Here is an 18,410-nt window from a genome sequence, read left to right on the forward strand (position 1 = left end):
CTGCTGGAGACCTGCGCGTACCACGCCCGTTCGCTGGCGGCCACCGCCGAGCTGGTGCCGTACAGCAAGACCGTCGCCGCCGACCCGCGTCTGGAGCGGGCCGGCAAGCGCATCGCCCGGAACATCGACGTCATCGTGGCGCGCGTGGTGGACGAGAGCGCCCGCGGCGAGGTCACCGCGGGCGCGAGCATCGCCTCGATCCTGGACGTGGACGACACCGGCACGCCGCGCACCGGCACGGTCACCTACCGCGTCCTGCGCCACCTCCAACGCCTGGACGAGGGCGTGGTCGGCCTCGCCCGGCCCCTGGACGTACCGGTCGCGGGACGCAGCGTGGGGTCGACGGGCTGACCCCCGCCCGGACGCGGCGCCCGGCGGGCCGTGCCTTGCGGCGCCCGACGGGCCGGGCTGGTGCGGCGTGGGCGGGCGAGGCCGGTGCGGGCGGAGCAGGTGCGGGCGGGCCGGGGCCGAGGTGGCCTGGGCTGTGAGGCCGGTGCGGGCGGGCCGGGGCCGAGGTGGCCTGGCCGGTGCGGGCGGTGTGGCCTGCTGGCCGGTGCGGGCGGTGGGGGCCGGGTCCGCGGCGCGGGGTCGCCGGGGTCTCACTCCACGCGCGGGTCGGCCGCCGCTGCCGCGTCGTCGTCCTCCGGCAGGTGGACGTCGTTGACGTCGATGTTCACCTCGACGACCTCCAGGCCGGTGATGCGCTCCACGGCGGCGATCACGTTCTCCCGTACGTCGCGGGCCACGTCGGTGACCGGCACGCCGTACTCGACGACCAGGTCCAGGTCGACGGCCGTCTGCCGCTCGCCGACCTCGACCTTCACGCCGCGGCCGACGTTCGGGCGGCCGCCGGGCACCCGGTCGCGGACGGCGCCGAACGTGCGCGACAGCCCGCCGCCCATGTCGTGCACCCCGGGCACCTCCCGTGCCGCCATGCCCGCGATCTTCACGACCACGACGTCGGCGATGGAGGTCCTGCCGCGCGTCGCCGCGGGCCGCCCGGCTCCGGTGGCGCCGCCGCTCACGGTGGTGCTCCCGCCGGCGGTGCCGCTCTTGGGCGAGGCGGCGGCGCTCTCCTCGGTGGCGTTCAGCTGCTGCGTCATGGGGCTCTCCTCGGTCGGGCGGGGGCGCTCCGGTGACTGCCACCCGCTCTCGTCCGCTTGGACCCGCCCCCGCCGCGCGCGTCACGCGCCCCGCCGGACTTCTTCGGCCGGTCAGTTTCCCGGCCGGCCAGCCGCCGATCGGCCAGCGCCCGGTCAGCCGCCGGTCGCACGGCCGCCGATCGGTCAGCCGCCGGTCGCACGGCCGCTCCCGGCCGTGGCCGGTACGCGGGTCTCCTCGGCCGGCTTTTCGGCCTTCGGACGGCGTACGGCCGGCAGCCGGAAGGCCCAGTCCATGCGGGGCTCCATGACCGGCCGGAAGAACCGGCGCACCGGCGCCGAGGTGAGCACCAGCGCGAGGCCGACCCCGAAGGCGGTGACGGCCAGTTCACCGGCCGGGGTGTGCCAGAACGCCGCGTCGAACCAGCCCTTCCAGGCCGCGGTCCGCACGAAGAAGCCGTGCAGCAGGTAGGCGCAGAGCGTGCCGGCGCCGAGCGAGGTGTACCAGGTACGGCGGTGCGGCACAAGCGCCAGGAACGCCGCGGAGAGGATGAGCGAGCAGGCCGTGGTGGCCAGCACCATCGCCACGCCGACGGGCCAGGAGACGTGCAATTCGCCCCAGCTGTGGTTGTGCATGGCCCACTGCGCCGTCATGCGGCCCTTGGCCCAGTACGCCACGGCCGCACCGGCCGCCAGTACGGGCACGGCCGCGATCCGTACCCACCGTGCCCGCAGCAGCTCCCAGTGCTCGGGGCGCAGCACGAGGCCGATCACGAAGAACGGCAGGAACTGCAGGACGCGGTCGAGGTTGAGGATGCCGCTCACCGACGTGGCCGCGCCGACCAGCGCGACGGCGAAGGCGAGTCCGACCGCGACCCACCAGCGCATCGCCCGCCACAGGGGCGCCGTGAGCCGCCACACGAAGAGCGCCGCGAGGAACCAGGTGAGGTACCACGGCGAGAGCAGGCTGAGGTCGTTGTGCCGGCCGTCGACGACGTTGCCGTAGAGCGTGTACGCGGTCTCGAAGACGAGGTACGGGACGGCGACGCCGGTGATGAGCCGTTTGCCCTGTTCCGGCTTGAGCACGAAACTCCGGGAGAAATAGCCGGAGATCATGATGAACAGCGGCATGTGGAACATGTAAAGGAACAGGTAGGCGGACCAGACCGCGTGGCTGTCCTTGAGCGGCTGCCAGGCGTGACCGGCCACGACCAGCACCATGGCCAGCAGCTTCGCGTTGTCGAAGAACGGGTTCCGCCCCGCTCCTTGTCCGTCCGGCGAGCGCTGTCCCACATGACCTCCTCGGCGACGACCACGACTCCGCCCGCTGCGACCCTAGGGGCCCGTGGGGCCCGGCGTCGAATGCGGTTCCCCGTGTGTCGGCACCCGGCTCCCGGCACCGCCCACGGCGCCGCCCGCCGAGCCGAAGAGGGCCCGCTCCCCCACGAAGCGCACCGACCCGCTCCCCCATGGGGCGCACCGACCCGCTCCCCCATGGGGCGCATCAGCGTGCTCTCCCACGAGGCGCATCGGTGCGCTCTCCCGCAAGCGCATCGATCCGTACCGTTCCGCTCCAGGAAGCGCATCAGCCCGGGTACCCGGATCTTCACCGGGCATGCGCCGCGCCGGGCCGTGGCGGCGCGCTGCGTAGGCGGCCGCCGCGCGTGACACTGGCCGCATGGACTGGTACCCGCTGCGCCTGACCACGCCCGTGAAACAGCACGTCTTCGGCGGCCGCGCCATTCCCGACGGGCTCGGCCGGGGCGGCATGCCCGACGGACCCGTCGCGGAGACCTGGGAGGTCAGCGACGTGGACGGGGACGGCGCCCGGATCGGGAACGGTGCGCTGGCCGGGCAGACCCTGCGCCGGCTGACGCACGAGCACCCCGACGGGCTGGTGGGCCGAGGCTGGCGGGGCCCGCGCTTCCCGCTGCTGACCAAGTTCATCGACGGCCACCGCCCGCTCCCGGTCCATCTGCACCCCGACGACACCGCGGCCCGCGAACGGGAGGGCGAGCCGAACGGCAAGACGGAGGCGTGGCACATCCTCGACGCGCCGCCCGGCACCACCGCGTACGCGGGCGTGCTGCCCGGGGTCGACCGCGAGCGGCTGCGGCAGGCGCTGCTCGACCAGGACTTCGACGCGGTGCTGCGGCGGCTGCCGGTACGCACGGGCGACACGCTGTACGTACCGGGCGGGACGCCGCACCGCTTCGGGCCCGACACGCTGGTCTACGAGATCGAGCAGACCTCGGACCTCCAGCAGCACGCGATGCGGCACCGGATGGAGGACGGCTCGGCGCTGGACGAGAGCGCGTGGCGGGCCAACATCGAGGCCCTGCTGGCGGAGTGGGTGCCGGAGCACCGCCCGGAGTTCCATCCCGGGCTGCGGCTTCCGTCGTCCGGCGGCTGGACGGGCCGGATGCTCTGCGCGGGCCCGTACTTCGCACTGGAGCGGTGGCAGGCCCCGGCCGCGGCAGAATCGCCGCCGCTGGTCCGCTCGTTCGACACCGCCCTGGTACTGAGCAACGCCGGGCCCCCGGTGACCGTGGCGTACGGCACGGGCAGCGAACCCCTCGGCCGTGCCGAGACGCTGCTGCTGCCCGCCGCGCTCGGCCGGGTGGAACTGCACGGCCCCGCCGACGTACTGATCGGCTACCTCCCCGACCTGGAACACGACGTCCGCACCCCACTCCTGACCGCGGGCCACGCCCCGGCAGCCATCACATCACTCGGCGAGGTCCCCATCTGACCCCGCGACGCAGTCTCGCCTTGTGCGAACAGCCGCCCCTTCGCCTTGCGAACACGCGAACACGGGAGCGGTTGTTCCCCGGAACGCGTGATCAGTCCCGGAAGGGCTTTCTTTAGTTGCCTGAGGCAGGCGAAGCTTACGGGGCGCAAGCGACGGGCTGCAGACCGTCACCGCGCCGCCCCCGGCCGAAGTCCCTTTCCGGAGCGGGGGCGTGTCCCAGAAAATGCACCATGCACAAGGAGAACGACGAGATGAACTTCCTCACCAACCTGCTGGCCGGCGTCGTCCACTTCGTGGGTTGGCTCGTCTGACAGAACCACAAGACCGGGCGCCGCTCCCCCTCGTCCCACGGAGGAGCGGCGCCCGCCGTCATGTGCCGCCCCGTACCGGCAGCAGACCTCCAAGCAGGCTCCCACCGAGACTGCGTCCGTCCGCACCAAAAATCCTCGCAAAATCGGGCACCGCTCGCGATGAACGCCTATAACTTGACGGCTGCCCCAAAGGGAAGCTCGCCGATGGGTGGCTCCCGATCGACGATGGGCTTGACGGAATTCGCGAGCGCCGGCTGCGACAGCCTCGCCTTCGCCGCTTCCGAGCACTCATCGGAGCGGTCCGCGTGCCCCGTTTCCCCGCCTTCGCAGCAGCCTCCTGACCTGACGGCTGCTCAGTTCGAGCCGTGCGGGCTGGCCAGGGGCGCCCGCGCGTGCGTGAACGCACGTGCACTCGCGCGCCCGGGACGGTTGCGGTCTGTGAGTCGGCCGGTGCGGTACGCGCTCGTAGCCAAGATCAAGTGGGACGGCCCGGCCAACTTACGCGCCTATAGTCGGCTGTCCAGCGGTACCGAAGGACGTCGGGGGACTTGACCCGATGGGCACTGCTGACCGCCCGTCAGCTGCGGTGGTTCGGGGCTGGGGTGCGCCTCTAGCGTGGGCTGGTACGGCGTGTCACTCCGACCCCTATCGCGGGCGCTTCCTTGTGGGGAGGCGAGGGGATTTGCACCTGGCACGAGCTTTGCGACAAACGGCAATGCTCAGCGTCCTTGCGGTTCACAGATCTTAGATCTTTGATCTTGTTGTGTTCGGCGTTCAGTGTTCGATCTTCAATCTCAGTTCAGTTGTTGATCTCGCCGTTCATCCACCTTCACTGTCGTGCTGTCGGAGACGCGGAGGGAACCCCTACTCGGGGTGCTTGTTTTTGAGGTGATTTCAATTCGGGGGTACGCATGCGCGCGGCGGGCGCGACCCCGACATTCCCGGAATCGAAACGGGATCGCACCGCCGGCATGGGCACCCTTAGCGACGGGGGCGCTTACCCCGGCTCCCGCTACGCGGCCTGGGCTTTGCGTTTTCAGATCGCCGTTCCGGCTCTTCATCGGCCAGGGCGGCCATTTGGGCCTTAAAAATGCCGGAATCCATCTTTATGAAGTAGGTGAGCGGTGTGACCACCAGGAGGACCATCCCCATCTGTATGCACCGATAAATGTCTTCTGCACGGTCGGATGAGCTTATCGTTGGTTTCTGGCCCGCCAGGTAAGCTAACGACTGCATCTCCACGCCGACGAGCACGCTTCCCATGATTAGCCAGGCTATTGTCATCACTAGCGGGAGCAGCACTCCGCGAGAATACCTGCGCATGTGGCGCCAAGTTCCCTCGCCCTCCAGTGGCTCCATTTTGGTCCGTACAGCTTCGATGCCCCTCTCTCGGGCCTGCTTGGCATACGGGATCATCTCGACAAATCCCGCCAGCATGATGACTGGGGCTAGAGCTGACACTGCCGTCGCAAAGTCGGTAGTCATCTTCACGCGTAACAGTCTGCCCGGCAGCTAGCGGGCTCATCCAAGGCTTGCGCAGTCGGCCGCTGACGAAGGCGATGAGGCGGACAGCCACAGCAGTGGGACCACGCCTTACGGCCCACCAGGGCGCGGTACCCCATTGTTTCGCCGTTCCGCCTACGACGCCGGCCCCTGACCGAGTCGGCTCCAGCAGCCTCCTGACGGCAATGGGCCCGTCCAGCCGCAGAGGCGAATGGACGGGCCTGCCCGACAACATCTCTCACTCGCCTGCCTGAGCAGCCGGCCTCTCGAACGGCGGGCGGGTCTCCGCGGCTTAGCGTCCGATCGTGGGCAGCGCGGCCCGGCGTGGGCCGTGCGCCTCGTCGAGAGGAGCTTGCAGTGGGTGAGCGTAGGCCGAAGAGGTGGACGACCAAGGACCAGGCTATCCAGGAGATGAATGAGCAGCTGAAAGCCTTCCAGGACAACGACGAGGAGAGCGGCAAGGGCTAGCCGAGCAGCCGCGGCAGCGGAAGTAGGACCCCGCTTTCCGGCGTGCAGGGCCCGATATCCACGCTTCGAGGGCCGGGCCTTCGTCCTGCGCTCGATGGGCGGCATCCCGGCTCCGCTGCCGGTTCACGTCTATTCATGAGCGGGCCCGTCCACGAGTCGGCTGCGGTTCGGGCCGTGATACCTGTTGTACTTGCGACGTCGTTGCAAGATGTTCAGCGCTGCGGTCCTGTCAGCAAGGTCCACCCCCGTGGCACGGGCCAGGAGCTGCATGACTGCCCTTTCCAGTTCCTCATCATTTTCGAAGCGTCCTGCGAGATAGCTGAAGATGTCTCGGCCCGGGTACTTCAGCGACGGCCCGTCGCCAGTCCACTCGATAGAAAGCGGCGGTACCGTAGGGAAGCCGGCCTCTGCCGCACCGAACCCCCACTCTGCAGCTGAATGTACGAGTCGCTGGATGCCCAGCTGGTAGGCGGCATCGCGGTCGACTCCGTTGCCTTCCCCCACTGCCAAGTTGATGGTCCCGCCGTGCCTCCCCGTGACAACCACCGGGTTCGCGGAGTCTTCTTGTTCTGCCGGCTGAGGCGGGGGAGCGGAAACCGCCACCAGATCCTGTTCCAGATCCTGGGTACGGGCCTCCAGCGCCATGCCGGCGGCCTCCAGCCGAAATCAGCGATCTCCGAAGGTTGGGCTGCGCCACAGGACGACGCCGAAGAAGGCCAGGACAATGAGGACGGTGAAGGGCCGCTTTATCGCGACGATGAACTCTAAGGCGGTCATAATGATCACCGTAGCGAGGAGGCCCCTGGGCCGGCAGGCAAACGGTCGAGCGCTACAGCACGTCCGTCACCGCTGACACGGCCGCAGCCACCCCAGCGAGCACAGTTGCGTAGATGCCGACCGCGGAGAACTTCTCTGTCGTTGTCAAGCGGCTCCAGACTGACCCAGCCGGGATGTCTTCGAGAACCTTGAGTTGGGCTCGTCGGATGTAGAGGAAGGTCGGCACCAACATGAGCATCGCGACCGCGAGGCAGCACTCCACTACGACCATCCAGCTGTCGACCTTGCTGGACCCGGTCGGCGCCGTGGTTCCGGTCGGCGCATGTTGTTGGTTGCCCTTCCAAGGGACAACGATCATCAACATACACATGGAGATCATCACCAGCTCGTGCAGAGTGCCGTAATCCCTTACGGGGGGTCCTTCGGCTCCCCTGTTGCGCAGGAACAGTTCGATGCGGGCTTCCTGGCCACGTACAAGGATTTCGTTGGAGCCGCTGATGTCAACGCTGATCTTGCGGGAGCGGATGTCGAGAGCGACCTCCAGTTCACCGGCCGGATCTTTCGCGCTGTACTGAAGGTTGTCCCAGCGGACGCGATCGTCGTAGCCAGGGGCGGACGTGATATCGCGTATGAGGTCTTCCAGAGAGCGGGCGCTCCAACGGGTGCTGTTGTGCACCGTCGTCACGGTCGCGTTCGTCGCCGAGATCGGTCCCGCCGCGAGCGAGAAGAGTGCGACAAGGTCTGAACGCCCTAAGCGGCACTTGGTGTACTTGTTGCTCAGCATCGTCGTCGCAGGCGCACCAATCATGAACGGCAGTATGAGCCGATCTTTTGATCAGTTCCAATCGGCAGACACTGCTCAGATGTTGGGGCTGCCCGCAGGGCCCCATTCGGGTTGTTCGGTACGGAGGATGACGCCAACGAGGACCCGCATCTGCGGTGACAGGCCCGGATACTTTTCGGGCCGGTATGCCAGGAAGGCCAGCAGTCGAGCGAAGCCGGCGTCTCCCCCGCGGCGCGGGATGCCCAGGGCCAGGATGCCCTGCTGACACGCGTGGTCAATCCCGAGCCCGCTCCGGTCGTCGACCGTGCGGGCAGCTCTGAGCCTGCCGCCGACGGCTCCCAGGTGCCGTCTTCCAGACGGGCCGCGAACTTCGCGAGTTCCACGTTGGCATCGGGGCCGGCCAGGTGCGCTCGCTCCAGTCGATCGTCATGGACAGCAGCGTAGGCGGGCGCCCGTCACGCGGAGCGCGCTTGCTGAGGGCCCGGCGCTCGGCCCGCCCGTCCACGGCCCTGCCGGACTCCTGGCCGACGGGAAGGTCCCGCCCCGACGGCCAGAAGAGCAAGCCGCTCGTGCGGGAGGAGCTACTGCGCGGAGGCGAGCAGGCGGATCCTCGTCGTGTGTCCGGGGAGATGCTCGGTAGCGCGCAAGCGGATCAAGTCGCCCCAGGGCACACGCTGTTCGGGCAGTGGTCGGCCCTCGCGGCTGACGAGGCGGAGTGTCACGGGTATGGCGGCGGCCTGGTCGGGGGTCGCCCGGAGCACAGCACTCAGGTCTGCGGCGTTGCGGCTCACGAGGTCGACGCGCTGAGTGTGGGTGGTCGAGGCGATCAATGAGCTGATCGCGGCCTCGTCCATGGCCTCGCGGTTGTCAACGATGGCGGGAAGACCGGTGAGCACATCACGCGCTGCGGCGGCGAGTATGCGGTCGCTGAGTGCGATGTGGCTCAGTGTCCAGTCGATGCCGGATCGGGAATCCGGCGCCAAGGGGGCGGTATCGCCGATCACTCCCGCTGCGGCGAGCAGGTGCCGATAGGCGTTGTCGAGTTCGGTGGTGTCCACGGGGACCTCCGGGAGGAATTGGGCTGTGACCTATGTGGCCCGCTGTCAGTCGTCAGCGGTGCGGAACGGCGCGGCTGACCGGATGGCCGGGTCACGGTGACGTACTCGGGCGAGGACGATCAGTACGGTCACGCAGAGCAGGGCGACGCCGCCTGCGAAGTACTGGACTGCGGCAAGGAGACCGGCAACGGTGGCGAGGAAGCCGACTCCGATGACGGGCAGGCCGACACCGAGGTAGACGATCACGTAGAAGCTGGACAGCACTTCGGCGTGACGCTCGGCCGCAGCTGCTTGGCTGACCGCAGTGAGGCCGCCCAGGAACACCAGCCCCTGCCCGGTGCCGGCGACCACCGTCGCGATGAGGAGCAGCGTCAGCGAGGACACGGCACCCGCGAGGGCCAGCGCCACCAGCCCGGTGGCCAGCAGCGGGAGGCCGGTCAGCTCCAGGGCCCGGGCCGGCCGTCCGTAGGCGACGAGTTGGGCGAGCACGGAACAGGCCAGCATCAGGGCCACGGCTGCGCCGCCCAGCAGCAGATTCTTGCTGCCCGACAGGGTGGTCACGTAGGTGGGGATCAGCGTGAGGAAGAGTCCGATGACGGTGAACGCGAGGAAACCGGCCGTTCCACTGGTGGCGAAGGCTCCCCGCGCCTCGGTGGGGACTTCGGGCCGGCGGGGGCGCCATCGAGTCGCCGGGCGGGTTACCGGCAGAGCGATGATCACTGCCGCCGCCGGTACCAGCAGCACGATCTCGACGACGAACGGCAGTACATGCGGCGCCGGAGCGTACTGAGCAAGCAGACCGGCGAGTACCGGGCCCAGACCCAGGCCGCCCACGGAAGCCACGGTTGCCACGAGTGCGGCCTTGCGCCGGTTCCCGGTGGGCTCCAGTTCTGCCAGCGAAGCGGTCAACGGCCCCGAGGCCGCGCCGAGCGCAAGCCCCTGCAGGATGCGCGCCGCGAACAGCCACGCCGTGCCCTCGGCGAGGGCGAAGACCATCGACCCGAGTGCGGCCAGGACCACCGCCGGCAGCAGCACCTTCCGGCGGCCCACCGCATCCGATAACGGGCCGGCCACCAGCAGGGACGGAATGAGAGCGGCGACGTATGCCGCGAAGATCAGCGTGACGACCAGCGGCGAGAATCCGAACTGCGCCTGGTATTCCCGGTACAGCGGCGTCGGCAGGTTCGTACCGGTGAGCAGGATCAGCAGCGCATAGGCCGCACCCCAGAACCTCCACCTCCCACCCGGCCTGGCCCGCGTGTCCTGATCCGTGTGGGGACAGACCGAGGGCTCGGCCCGGTGGTCGCGGCGTGGTGTCCGACCGCTGTGTGCGGCGGTGAGGCGATCGAGCGGCATCCGTTCCTCCACAGCCATCATGTTCGGGTTTCACGAACATAGCAGATGTTCGTCAACCCCGAACATGATTGGTTATGCTGCAGACATGGCCAGCCGTACCGCGACGAAACTTGTGCACCCCGACCGCGCCGAACTGCAGTTCACCACCGTCCTCGCAGCCCTGAGCGACCCGGTGCGTCTGGCCATCGTCGCCCGGCTCGCAGAGGCCGAACCCGACGGCGAACTGGCGTGCACGACGTTCGCGCTGCCGGTCAGCAAGTCCACCCAGAGCGGCCATTTCAAGGTCCTCCGGGAAGCAGGCGTGATCCGCCAGCGGGACGAGGGAACCCGGCGGCTCAACCGGCTCCGCCGAGAAGACCTCGACGCCCGCTTCCCCGGGCTCCTCGACATCGCCGTCCCGCAAGGGCGTGACGTGATCGCCGGCTGGTGAGACGGCACAGGCCGGCCGTTACACGGTTGAGCGGGCGCCTTCTCCCTTATCCAGCTCCTGAGCAGGGCCGTCGGTCGGTGGTCTTCGCGAGTCGGCGCCCCGCGTCCTACCGCTCCAGCGGCCGATGGGCGGTCTCCGGCAGTCGGAAGTAGACGGCGGAGGACACCAGGCACAGTACGGCCACGTAGACGGGGAAGAGGCCGGCCTGGCCCAGGTCCTTGAACAGGGTGCCGATGTAGGGAGCCGTGCCGCCGAAGAGGGCGACGGTGAGGGAGTAGGGGAAGCCGATGCCAGCGGCGCGCACCCGGGCCGGGAAGACCTCTGCGTTCACCGCTGCCGAGATGGCCGTGAAGCCGCTCAGCAGGATCATGCCGGCGCACTGCACGAGCAGCAGCGTGACGAAGGAGTCGTCGAGCGCGCGCAGCAGCGGCACGCTCAGCAGGGCGAAGCCGAGTCCGAACATCAGCAGCAGCGGCTTGCGCCCGAAGCGGTCGGAGGCGAGGCCCGTGAGGGGCTGGAGCACGGCGAAGAACGTCAGCGAGAGGGTGCCGGCCAGCAGCGCGTCCGACTTCGTCACCCCGGCGTTGAGCTCGGCGTACGTGGGCAGGTACGAGGTCCATGTGTAGTACGCGAGCGTGCCGCCCGCGGTGATGCCGCAGATCAGGAGCGACTCGCGCGGATGGCGGCGCAGCGCCTCGAAGAGGCCGGGGCGGGGTGCCTTCGCCTGCTCCTCGCTGCGCGTCTCGTGCGCGCCGCGCCGGACCCAGAAGCCCACCAGGCTCAGAACGGCGCCCAGCACGAACGGGACCCGCCAGCCCCAGCTGTCCATGGTGGCGGGCGCGAGGTTCGCGACGAGGAGTGCCGCGATGCCGGACGCGACGAGCTGCCCGATGGTCGTCGAGACGTACTGGAAGCTGGAGAAGAGTCCGCGTCGGCCGGGTCCGGCGGACTCCACGAGGAACGTGGTCGAGGCGGCGAACTCCCCGCCCACCGACAGCCCTTGCAGCAGCCGGGCCAGGACGAGGACGATCGGCGCGAGGACGCCGGCGGCGGCGTACGTCGGCGTCAGGCCCACCAGCAGGCTGCTGCCGCCCATCAGCAGAATCGTCACCGTCAGCGCCGCACGGCGCCCGCGCCGGTCGGCGACCGCGCCCATCAGCAGCCCGCCGACGGGCCGCATGAAGAACCCCACCGCGAAGACCGCGAACGTCGACAGCAGCGGCACCAGCGAGTTCGACGCGCTCTTGGGGAAGATCTGCGCGGCGATGTACGTGGCGAGGAAGGTATATGTGTACCAGTCGTACCATTCGACGGCATTGCCGACCGAGGCCGCGAACAGCTGCCGCACAGGGCGCGCCGGAGGGGTCACTGCGCCCGCACGAGATGCCTCACCAGTAGCGGAAACCGACCCGCCCTCGGGCTCGGGCCCTTTGCTGGAAGCTGTCATGATCACGAATCTCCCCGTCTACGGGCACGGCAATTCCGCCGCGCCGACCTCTCCGGAATGCGCACTCGCAAGGAATCGGCTCAGGTGCTCGCGGCACCGCTGACCGCCCGCCGGCCAAGTCGACAAGCCGACAGCAGGCAGTCCGCTTCGCCCCGGGCGGAGGCGAGGAAACCGAGCAGCACCCCGGACGCGGCACCATGTTGGCGTACCGCGGATACCGGGCGCCGGTCCCCCGCCGGGGCCTCCGCCGCCCGTTCCGCCTTCTTGTTCTGCGCGCTCGACATGCGCCTCCGCTCCCGGGTGCTTCACGTGACCCTGCCGCTCGGGCAGGAAGAGCCACCAGGTGATCATGCCCCCGCGAGGCCGGTGGCCGCCAGGTGCGAGGGCGGCCGAAAGGAGATGGCAACGTGCGTGTAGCACTGTTCGTCACCTGTATCAACGACACGCTCTATCCACGGACCGGCCGGGCTGTGGTCACCCTGCTGGAACGGCTGGGGGTGGAGGTCGGCTTCCCGGCGGCGCAGAGCTGTTGCGGGCAGCCGCAGTTCAACACCGGTTACCGGCACGCCACGGAGCCGCTGGCGCTGCGGTACGCGCGGGCCTTCCGGGACTACGAATACGTCGTCGTGCCGTCCGGGTCGTGCGCGGCGATGGTGCGGGAGAACTATCCGCGGCTGGGCGAGCGGGCCGCCGCCGAGGGCCGGGGCACGGCGCTCACCGAGGCGGCCGCCGAGGCCGTGCCGAAGACGTACGAGCTGACGGAGTTCCTGGTCGATGTGCTGAAGGTGACGGATGTGGGTGCGTACTACCCGCACCCGGTCACGTACCACCCGACCTGCCACGGGCTGCGGATGCTGGGGCTCGGGGAGCGGCCGCGCACCCTGCTGTCGCATGTGAAGGGGCTGGAGCTGCGGGAGCTGGAGGGGGCGGAGGAGTGCTGCGGCTTCGGCGGCACGTTCGCGGTGAAGAACCCCGCGGTGTCCGCCGCGATGGGCGCCGACAAGACCCGGCACATTCAGGAGACCGGCGCGGCGGCCGTCTGCACGGTCGACAACTCCTGTCTGATGCACATCGGCGGCATGCTCTCGCGGCAGGGCTCGACGGCCCGGCCGGTCCATATCGCGGAGATCCTGGCCAGTACGGAAGGGGACGTGCTGTGACGGCAAGGGCCGATTCCGCCGATTCGCCGAGCGAAGGGAACGTGCTGTGAGCGTCACCGACCTGGGCATGCCGGCCTTCCCGGCCGCCGCCGACCGCTCCACCCGGGACACTCGGCTGCGCGCCAACCTCCGGTACGCCACGCACACCATCCGGGACAAGCGCGCGCGGGCCGTCGGTGAGCTGGCGGACTGGGCGCAGTTGCGCGCGGCGGGGCGTGCGATCAAGGACCGTACGCTGCGCCACCTGGACCACTATCTGGAGCGGCTGGAGGAGGCGGTGTCCGCCGCCGGCGGCCAGGTGCACTGGGCGGCGGACGCGGCGGAGGCCAACCGGATCGTGACGCGGCTGGTGCGGGCCACCGGTGAGCGCGAGGTCGTCAAGGTCAAGTCGATGGCCACGCAGGAGATCGGGCTGAACGAGGCGCTGGCCGAGGCGGGCATCAGCGCGTACGAGACGGACCTCGCGGAGCTGATCGTGCAGCTCGGCAAGGACCGCCCGTCCCACATCCTGGTGCCGGCGATCCACCGCAACCGCTCCGAGATCCGCGACATCTTCCGCAGCGAGATGGGCGATTGGGGGCGGCCGGCGCCGGAGGGCCTGAGCGACCGGCCGGCGGAGCTGGCCGAGGCGGCGCGGCTGCACCTGCGGGAGAAGTTCCTGCGCGCCAAGGTCGGCATCTCGGGCGCCAACTTCATGGTGGCGGAGACCGGGACGCTGGTCGTCGTGGAGTCCGAGGGCAACGGCCGGATGTGCCTGACGCTCCCGGAGACGCTGATCTCGGTCGTCGGCATCGAGAAGGTGGTGCCCAGCTGGCAGGACCTGGAGGTCTTCCTGCAGCTGCTGCCGCGGTCGTCCACGGCCGAGCGGATGAACCCGTACACGTCGATGTGGACCGGTACGTCGGACGGGGACGGGCCGCGCACCTTCCACCTGGTCCTGCTGGACAACGGGCGGACGGACACGCTCGCGGACACGGTGGGGCGGCAGGCGCTGCGCTGCATCCGCTGCTCGGCGTGCCTGAACGTCTGCCCGGTGTACGAGCGGGCCGGCGGCCATGCGTACGGCTCGGCCTATCCTGGGCCGATCGGCGCGATCCTGACGCCGCAGCTGCGCGGCACGGCGAGCGAGCTGGACGCCTCGCTGCCGTACGCGTCGTCCCTGTGCGGCGCGTGCTACGAGGTCTGTCCGGTGGCGATCGACATTCCCGAAGTGCTGGTGCACCTGCGGGAACGGGTCGTCGAGGGCGGCAAGGTGACCCGGCGCGGGGTGAAGACGGTGATCCGGCCGGCGAAGGGGCATGCGGCGGAGCGGGCCGCGATGCGGGCGGCGGGGTTCGCGTTCGATCGGCCCGGTGTGCTGCGTGCGGGCCAGCGGCTGGCGGCGCGTACCCGAAAGCTGCATCCCCGGCGGCTGCCGGGGCCGGGCCGCGCCTGGTCGGACACGCGGGATCTGCCGTCGGTGCCGGCGGAGTCGTTCCGGGACTGGTGGCAGCGCACCCGGGGCGCTGAGCGCGGCGGACACGAAGGAGGCGCGGAGTGAGCAGCCGGGACGTGGTGCTGGCGCGGGTGCGCCGGGCGCTGGCGGACGTACCGCGGGCAGCGGGTCCCGAGGAGACCCCGGTCCCGCGTGACTACCTGCGGGCACACGGCGAGCGGCCGGCGGCGGACACCGCCCGGCTGCTCGCGGAGAACCTCGCCGACTACCGCGCCGTGGTCCACGAGGTCCACGCCGCCGGGCTGCCGGGGCTGCTGGCGCATCTGCTGTGCGAGCGCGGCTCACGGTCGGTGGTGGTGCCGGCCGGGCTGCCCCCGGAGTGGCTGGCGGACTGCGACGTCGAGGTGGTGCCCGACGCGCCGGACACCACGCCGGCCGAACTGGACGCGGTCGACAGCGTGGTGACCGGCTGCGCGGTGGCCATCGCCGAGACCGGCACGATCATCCTGGACGCGGGCCCCGACCAGGGCCGGCGCCGCATCACGCTCGTACCCGACCACCACATCTGCGTCGTACGGGTGCCGGACCAGGTCGTGGCGTCCGTACCGCAGGGCCTGGCTCGGCTGGACCCGCGCCGCCCGCTGACCTGGATCTCGGGCCCGTCCGCGACGAGCGACATCGAACTGGACCGCGTGGAGGGCGTACACGGACCGCGTGCGCTGGAGGTGGTGCTGATGACGCCATGAGTGGGGCCTGGGTGGCTTTCTGAGCGCAATGGCGTGCGTGAGGCGGACAACGGCCTTCGCCGCGGTGAGCGGGGAGGGCGGCTGGACCGCACGGCCGGCTCCGCTTCGAGGGCCTTGAGTGCCTCGTCGGCCCGCCCGAGTGAACGGCGAAGGCCCTCGGCCGACTCGGTCGCCTTGCTCTGCGCGTCGAGCAACCTGCTCTGTAACTCGCGCCAGACTTCGCCTCGTTGCTGCACTTCCCCTCCTGCCTCTCCGTCCCCGCAAATGATGCCCGACGCTCCCGTCGAAGTCCCGACCTGAACCCGCGGACAGCTGCCCGGCGTGGGCGGCAACGACTCCTGGGGCGCGCCGCCGCTGGAGCGGTATCTGCTGCATGCCGACCGGGAGTACAGGTATGCGTACCGGCTGACGCCGGCGTGACGGGTGGCTGCGACGGCCGCGGTTGTCCGCGGCCGTCGCAGGTCAGTCGAAGCGCATGTGGCGCAGGCCGACCCCGGCGCGGCGGAGCCTTCCCCGGAGCGGGCCGTCGGTGTTCGGGGCCAGTCGCAGCCCGGCCGAGGCGGTGATGCGGCCGGCCACCTCGGGGACGGTGAGGCGGTCGGTCCACAGGTGCTCGGCGAACTCCGGTTTCGCGAGCTGCTCCAGGCACCGGTCCAGCCGCCGTACGGCGAAGGTCTCGTGGCGCGGGGGCGCGTCCTGGCCCGCGAGGAGATGGAGGGCGCGCCCGACGCCGCGCTCGCGGAGCCGGCGCAGCACCGTGCGGCGGTCGGCCAGCAGGGCGAAGTGCCGGACGTCGTGGCCGCGGTCGCGCAGCCGGCCGACGGTCTCCTCGAAGTAGTCCGGTTCCACGACCGTCATGGGGACGATCACCGTGCCGTCGTGGCCGGTGAGGGCCCGGTCCAGTACCTCGTACACGCCCTGCCGCCAGGCGGGCAGGTCCTGGAAGTCGCCGCGCAGCGCGGGCGGCAGCGCCCGGTGCAGGCCGAAGCCGATGTGCTCGGGATCGCAGACCACGCTGCCGGGCAGCCGCCGCCGGATCTCGTACGCGGTCTGCGTCTTGCCGCCGCCGAAGGGGCCGTTGATCCACAGGAGCATGGGCCCGAGCCTAGGAGACGGCGGCGCGGGACGGGGCCTTCGGCTCCCCGCCGTCCGGTTCCGGCCCGTGCGCGGCCGACGAGGGCGCATCCGGCGCGGGCGCATCCGGCGCGGGCGCGTCCGGCCCCGCGGCTTCGGGTGCCGCCCCGTCCGGTGCCAGGTGTGCGTCCCGGCGTACGAGCGCTGCGTAGCGGCCGTCGGCGGCGAGCAGTTCGTCGTGCGTGCCGCGCTCGGCTATCCGGCCCGCGTCCAGCACGACGATCTGGTCGGCGTCGCGCACGGTGGAGAGCCGGTGCGCGATGGTGATGGTCGTACGGCCCGCCGAGAGCTTGTCGATGGCCCGCTGCACGGCGTGCTCGGTACGGGTGTCCAGGGCGCTGGTGGCCTCGTCCAGCACCAGGACCGGCGGGTCGCGCAGGATGGTGCGGGCGATGGCCAGGCGCTGCTTCTCGCCGCCGGAGAAGCGGTAGCCGCGCTCGCCCACGACGGTGTCGTAGCCGTCCGGGAGGGCCGCGATGTGGTCGTGGATCTGGGCGGCCCGCGCGGCCCGCTCGATCTCCTCGTCGGTCGCGTCGGGCTTGGCGAAGCGCAGGTTCTCCGCGACCGAGGCGTGGAAGAGGTAGGTCTCCTGGGAGACCACGCCGACCGATCGGGCGAGGGTGTCGAAGTCCAGTTCCCGGACGTCCACCCCGTCCAGCGTGACCCGGCCGCCGGTCACGTCGTACAGCCGCGGCACGAGGTAGCTGAGCGTGGACTTGCCGCTGCCGGTGGGGCCGACCACGGCGAGGCTGCCGCCGGCCGGGACGGTGAGGTCGATGCCGCTCAGCGTGGGCGCGGCAGCGGGGTCGTACGCGAAGGAGACGTCCTCGAAGCGGACCTCGCCGCGCGGCGCCGCCAGCCGTACCGGCTTCTCGGGCTCGGTGATGGCCACCGGCAGGTCGAGGTATTCGAAGATGCGCTGGAAGAGCGCGAGCGAGGTCTGCATCTGCACGCCGGTGGTCAGCAGCGAGACGGTCGGCCGCAGCAGGCCCTGCTGGAGGGAGACGAAGGCGACGAGCGTGCCGATGGAGAAGACCGGGCCGCCGAGCTGGAGGACCAGGCCCGCCGCCCAGTAGATCAGCGCGGGCATGGCGGCCATGACGATCCCTATGGTGGCCATCCGCCAGCGGCCCGCCATGTTGGCGCGGATCTCCAGGCCGACCAGCCGCTCGGACTCCTCGGTGAAGCCCCGGGTGAGCGAGTCGGCGCGGCCCATCGTGCGGCCGAGCAGGATGCCGGAGACCGACAGCGACTCGGTGACCATCGCGGACATCACGGCCATCTGCTTCTGCCGCTGGGTGGTGATCCGCTTGCGTTCGTTGCCGACCCGCCGGCTGACCCAGACGAAGAGCGGGAGCAGCAGGAGGGAGACGACGGTGAGCCGCCAGTCCAGCGCGACCATGGCCACGACGGTGGCGACCACGCTGGTGAGGTTGGAGACCAGGGAGGTCGCTGTGGAGGTGACGGTGGCCTGCATGCCGCCGATGTCGTTGGCGATGCGGGACTGCACCTCGCCGGTGCGCGTACGGGTGAAGAACGCCAGCGGCATGCGCTGCAGCTTGGCGTAGACGCCGGTCCGCAGGTCGTGCATGACGCGCTGGCCGACGGTGGTGGAGATCAGGGTCTGCAGCACGCCGAAGACGCTGTTCATCACCGCGGTGGCGATCATGCCGAGCGCGAGCAGGCTGAGCAGGCCGGTGCGCCGCTCAGGGATCGCCACGTCGAGGACGGCGCGGAGCAGGAACGGCGACGCGACGGACACCAGCGAGGCGGCGGCCACGAGCAGGCCCACCAGGGCCAGCCGGCCGCGGTACGGACGGAACAGGCGGAGGATCCGCCGCAGCTGGACGGGCTGCTGCTCGTCCTTGGGCGGTGGGGTCCAGTCGATGGTCTCGGGACGCAATGAGCTCCTTCGGGGAGATCGGCGAGCGGTATGCGGGGCCGGCGGC

General features: G+C 70.5%; 16 protein-coding genes and 1 pseudogene. 7 read left to right on the forward strand and 10 right to left on the reverse strand.

Annotated features, from left to right (window positions below; translation table 11 throughout):
* Nucleotides 1-351 (forward strand): annotated as a pseudogene (locus C3486_RS21420) (FUSC family protein); the annotation flags it as partial.
* 248 nt (nucleotides 352-599) lie between these two features.
* Here the strand turns inward: C3486_RS21420 and C3486_RS21425 are convergent.
* On the reverse strand, nucleotides 600-1,103 hold the full coding sequence (locus C3486_RS21425) for an Asp23/Gls24 family envelope stress response protein (RefSeq protein ID WP_103834367.1): 504 nt from the start codon (nucleotides 1,101-1,103) through the stop codon (nucleotides 600-602).
* Between the two features lie 183 nt (nucleotides 1,104-1,286).
* On the reverse strand, nucleotides 1,287-2,393 hold the full coding sequence (locus C3486_RS21430; RefSeq protein ID WP_103834368.1) for an acyltransferase family protein: 1,107 nt from the start codon (nucleotides 2,391-2,393) through the stop codon (nucleotides 1,287-1,289).
* A gap of 385 nt (nucleotides 2,394-2,778) precedes the next feature.
* Here C3486_RS21430 and C3486_RS21435 point away from each other — a divergent pair, with 385 nt between their 5' ends.
* Complete coding sequence (locus C3486_RS21435) at nucleotides 2,779-3,852, forward strand: class I mannose-6-phosphate isomerase (protein WP_103834369.1); 1,074 nt, start codon at nucleotides 2,779-2,781, stop codon at nucleotides 3,850-3,852.
* Nucleotides 3,853-5,144: 1,292 nt separating this feature from the next.
* On the opposite strand, the gene C3486_RS21440 is transcribed toward C3486_RS21435, so the two are convergent.
* The 5 genes from C3486_RS21440 to C3486_RS21460 all read right to left on the reverse strand — a co-directional run bounded on the left by C3486_RS21440 (nucleotide 5,145) and on the right by C3486_RS21460 (nucleotide 10,121).
* Nucleotides 5,145-5,654, reverse strand: a complete 510-nt coding sequence (locus tag C3486_RS21440; protein ID WP_103834370.1) for a hypothetical protein — start codon at nucleotides 5,652-5,654, stop codon at nucleotides 5,145-5,147.
* A gap of 609 nt (nucleotides 5,655-6,263) precedes the next feature.
* On the reverse strand, nucleotides 6,264-6,779 hold the full coding sequence (locus C3486_RS37390) for a hypothetical protein (RefSeq protein WP_181138638.1): 516 nt from the start codon (nucleotides 6,777-6,779) through the stop codon (nucleotides 6,264-6,266).
* A gap of 184 nt (nucleotides 6,780-6,963) precedes the next feature.
* Nucleotides 6,964-7,719 carry a hypothetical protein gene (locus tag C3486_RS21450; RefSeq protein WP_146075033.1) on the reverse strand — a complete coding sequence of 252 codons (756 nt, stop codon included), beginning with the start codon at nucleotides 7,717-7,719 and terminating at the stop codon, nucleotides 6,964-6,966.
* Nucleotides 7,720-8,276: 557 nt separating this feature from the next.
* Nucleotides 8,277-8,753 (reverse strand): hypothetical protein, encoded by a 477-nt coding sequence (locus tag C3486_RS21455; protein WP_103834372.1) that lies wholly within the window; start codon nucleotides 8,751-8,753, stop codon nucleotides 8,277-8,279.
* A gap of 45 nt (nucleotides 8,754-8,798) precedes the next feature.
* On the reverse strand, nucleotides 8,799-10,121 hold the full coding sequence (locus tag C3486_RS21460) for an MFS transporter (RefSeq protein ID WP_258052915.1): 1,323 nt from the start codon (nucleotides 10,119-10,121) through the stop codon (nucleotides 8,799-8,801).
* 73 nt (nucleotides 10,122-10,194) lie between these two features.
* Between C3486_RS21460 and C3486_RS21465 the strand changes: the two genes are divergently transcribed.
* Nucleotides 10,195-10,539 (forward strand): helix-turn-helix transcriptional regulator, encoded by a 345-nt coding sequence (locus tag C3486_RS21465; RefSeq protein ID WP_103834373.1) that lies wholly within the window; start codon nucleotides 10,195-10,197, stop codon nucleotides 10,537-10,539.
* Nucleotides 10,540-10,645: 106 nt separating this feature from the next.
* Here C3486_RS21465 and C3486_RS21470 read toward each other — a convergent pair whose 3' ends face one another.
* Entirely contained in the window at nucleotides 10,646-11,986 is a 1,341-nt protein-coding gene (locus C3486_RS21470) for an MFS transporter (RefSeq protein WP_103834398.1), read from the reverse strand.
* A gap of 407 nt (nucleotides 11,987-12,393) precedes the next feature.
* On the opposite strand from C3486_RS21470, the gene C3486_RS21475 reads away from it, so the two are divergent.
* The 4 genes from C3486_RS21475 (at nucleotide 12,394) to C3486_RS38805 (ending at nucleotide 15,747) form a co-directional block, all read left to right on the forward strand.
* A complete protein-coding gene (locus C3486_RS21475) occupies nucleotides 12,394-13,146 on the forward strand; it encodes a (Fe-S)-binding protein (RefSeq protein ID WP_103834374.1) in 753 nt (250 codons plus the stop codon).
* 46 nt (nucleotides 13,147-13,192) lie between these two features.
* On the forward strand, nucleotides 13,193-14,686 hold the full coding sequence (locus C3486_RS21480) for a lactate utilization protein B (protein ID WP_103834375.1): 1,494 nt from the start codon (nucleotides 13,193-13,195) through the stop codon (nucleotides 14,684-14,686).
* Nucleotides 14,683-15,327 (forward strand): LUD domain-containing protein, encoded by a 645-nt coding sequence (locus tag C3486_RS21485; RefSeq protein WP_103834376.1) that lies wholly within the window; start codon nucleotides 14,683-14,685, stop codon nucleotides 15,325-15,327. The genes C3486_RS21480 and C3486_RS21485 overlap by 4 nt, the downstream gene beginning before the upstream one ends.
* Before the next feature lie 321 nt (nucleotides 15,328-15,648).
* On the forward strand, nucleotides 15,649-15,747 hold the full coding sequence (locus C3486_RS38805) for a hypothetical protein (protein WP_181138639.1): 99 nt from the start codon (nucleotides 15,649-15,651) through the stop codon (nucleotides 15,745-15,747).
* Nucleotides 15,748-15,789: 42 nt separating this feature from the next.
* Here the strand turns inward: C3486_RS38805 and C3486_RS21490 are convergent, their stop codons facing one another.
* Together C3486_RS21490 and C3486_RS21495 are read right to left on the reverse strand one after the other, a co-directional pair.
* Entirely contained in the window at nucleotides 15,790-16,422 is a 633-nt protein-coding gene (locus C3486_RS21490) for an AAA family ATPase (protein WP_103834377.1), read from the reverse strand.
* 10 nt (nucleotides 16,423-16,432) lie between these two features.
* A complete protein-coding gene (locus C3486_RS21495) occupies nucleotides 16,433-18,364 on the reverse strand; it encodes an ABC transporter ATP-binding protein (protein WP_258052916.1) in 1,932 nt (643 codons plus the stop codon).
* Nucleotides 18,365-18,410: the final 46 nt, after the last annotated feature.

This window comes from Streptomyces sp. Ru73 (assembly GCF_002920575.1).
GTDB lineage: Bacteria > Actinomycetota > Actinomycetes > Streptomycetales > Streptomycetaceae > Streptomyces.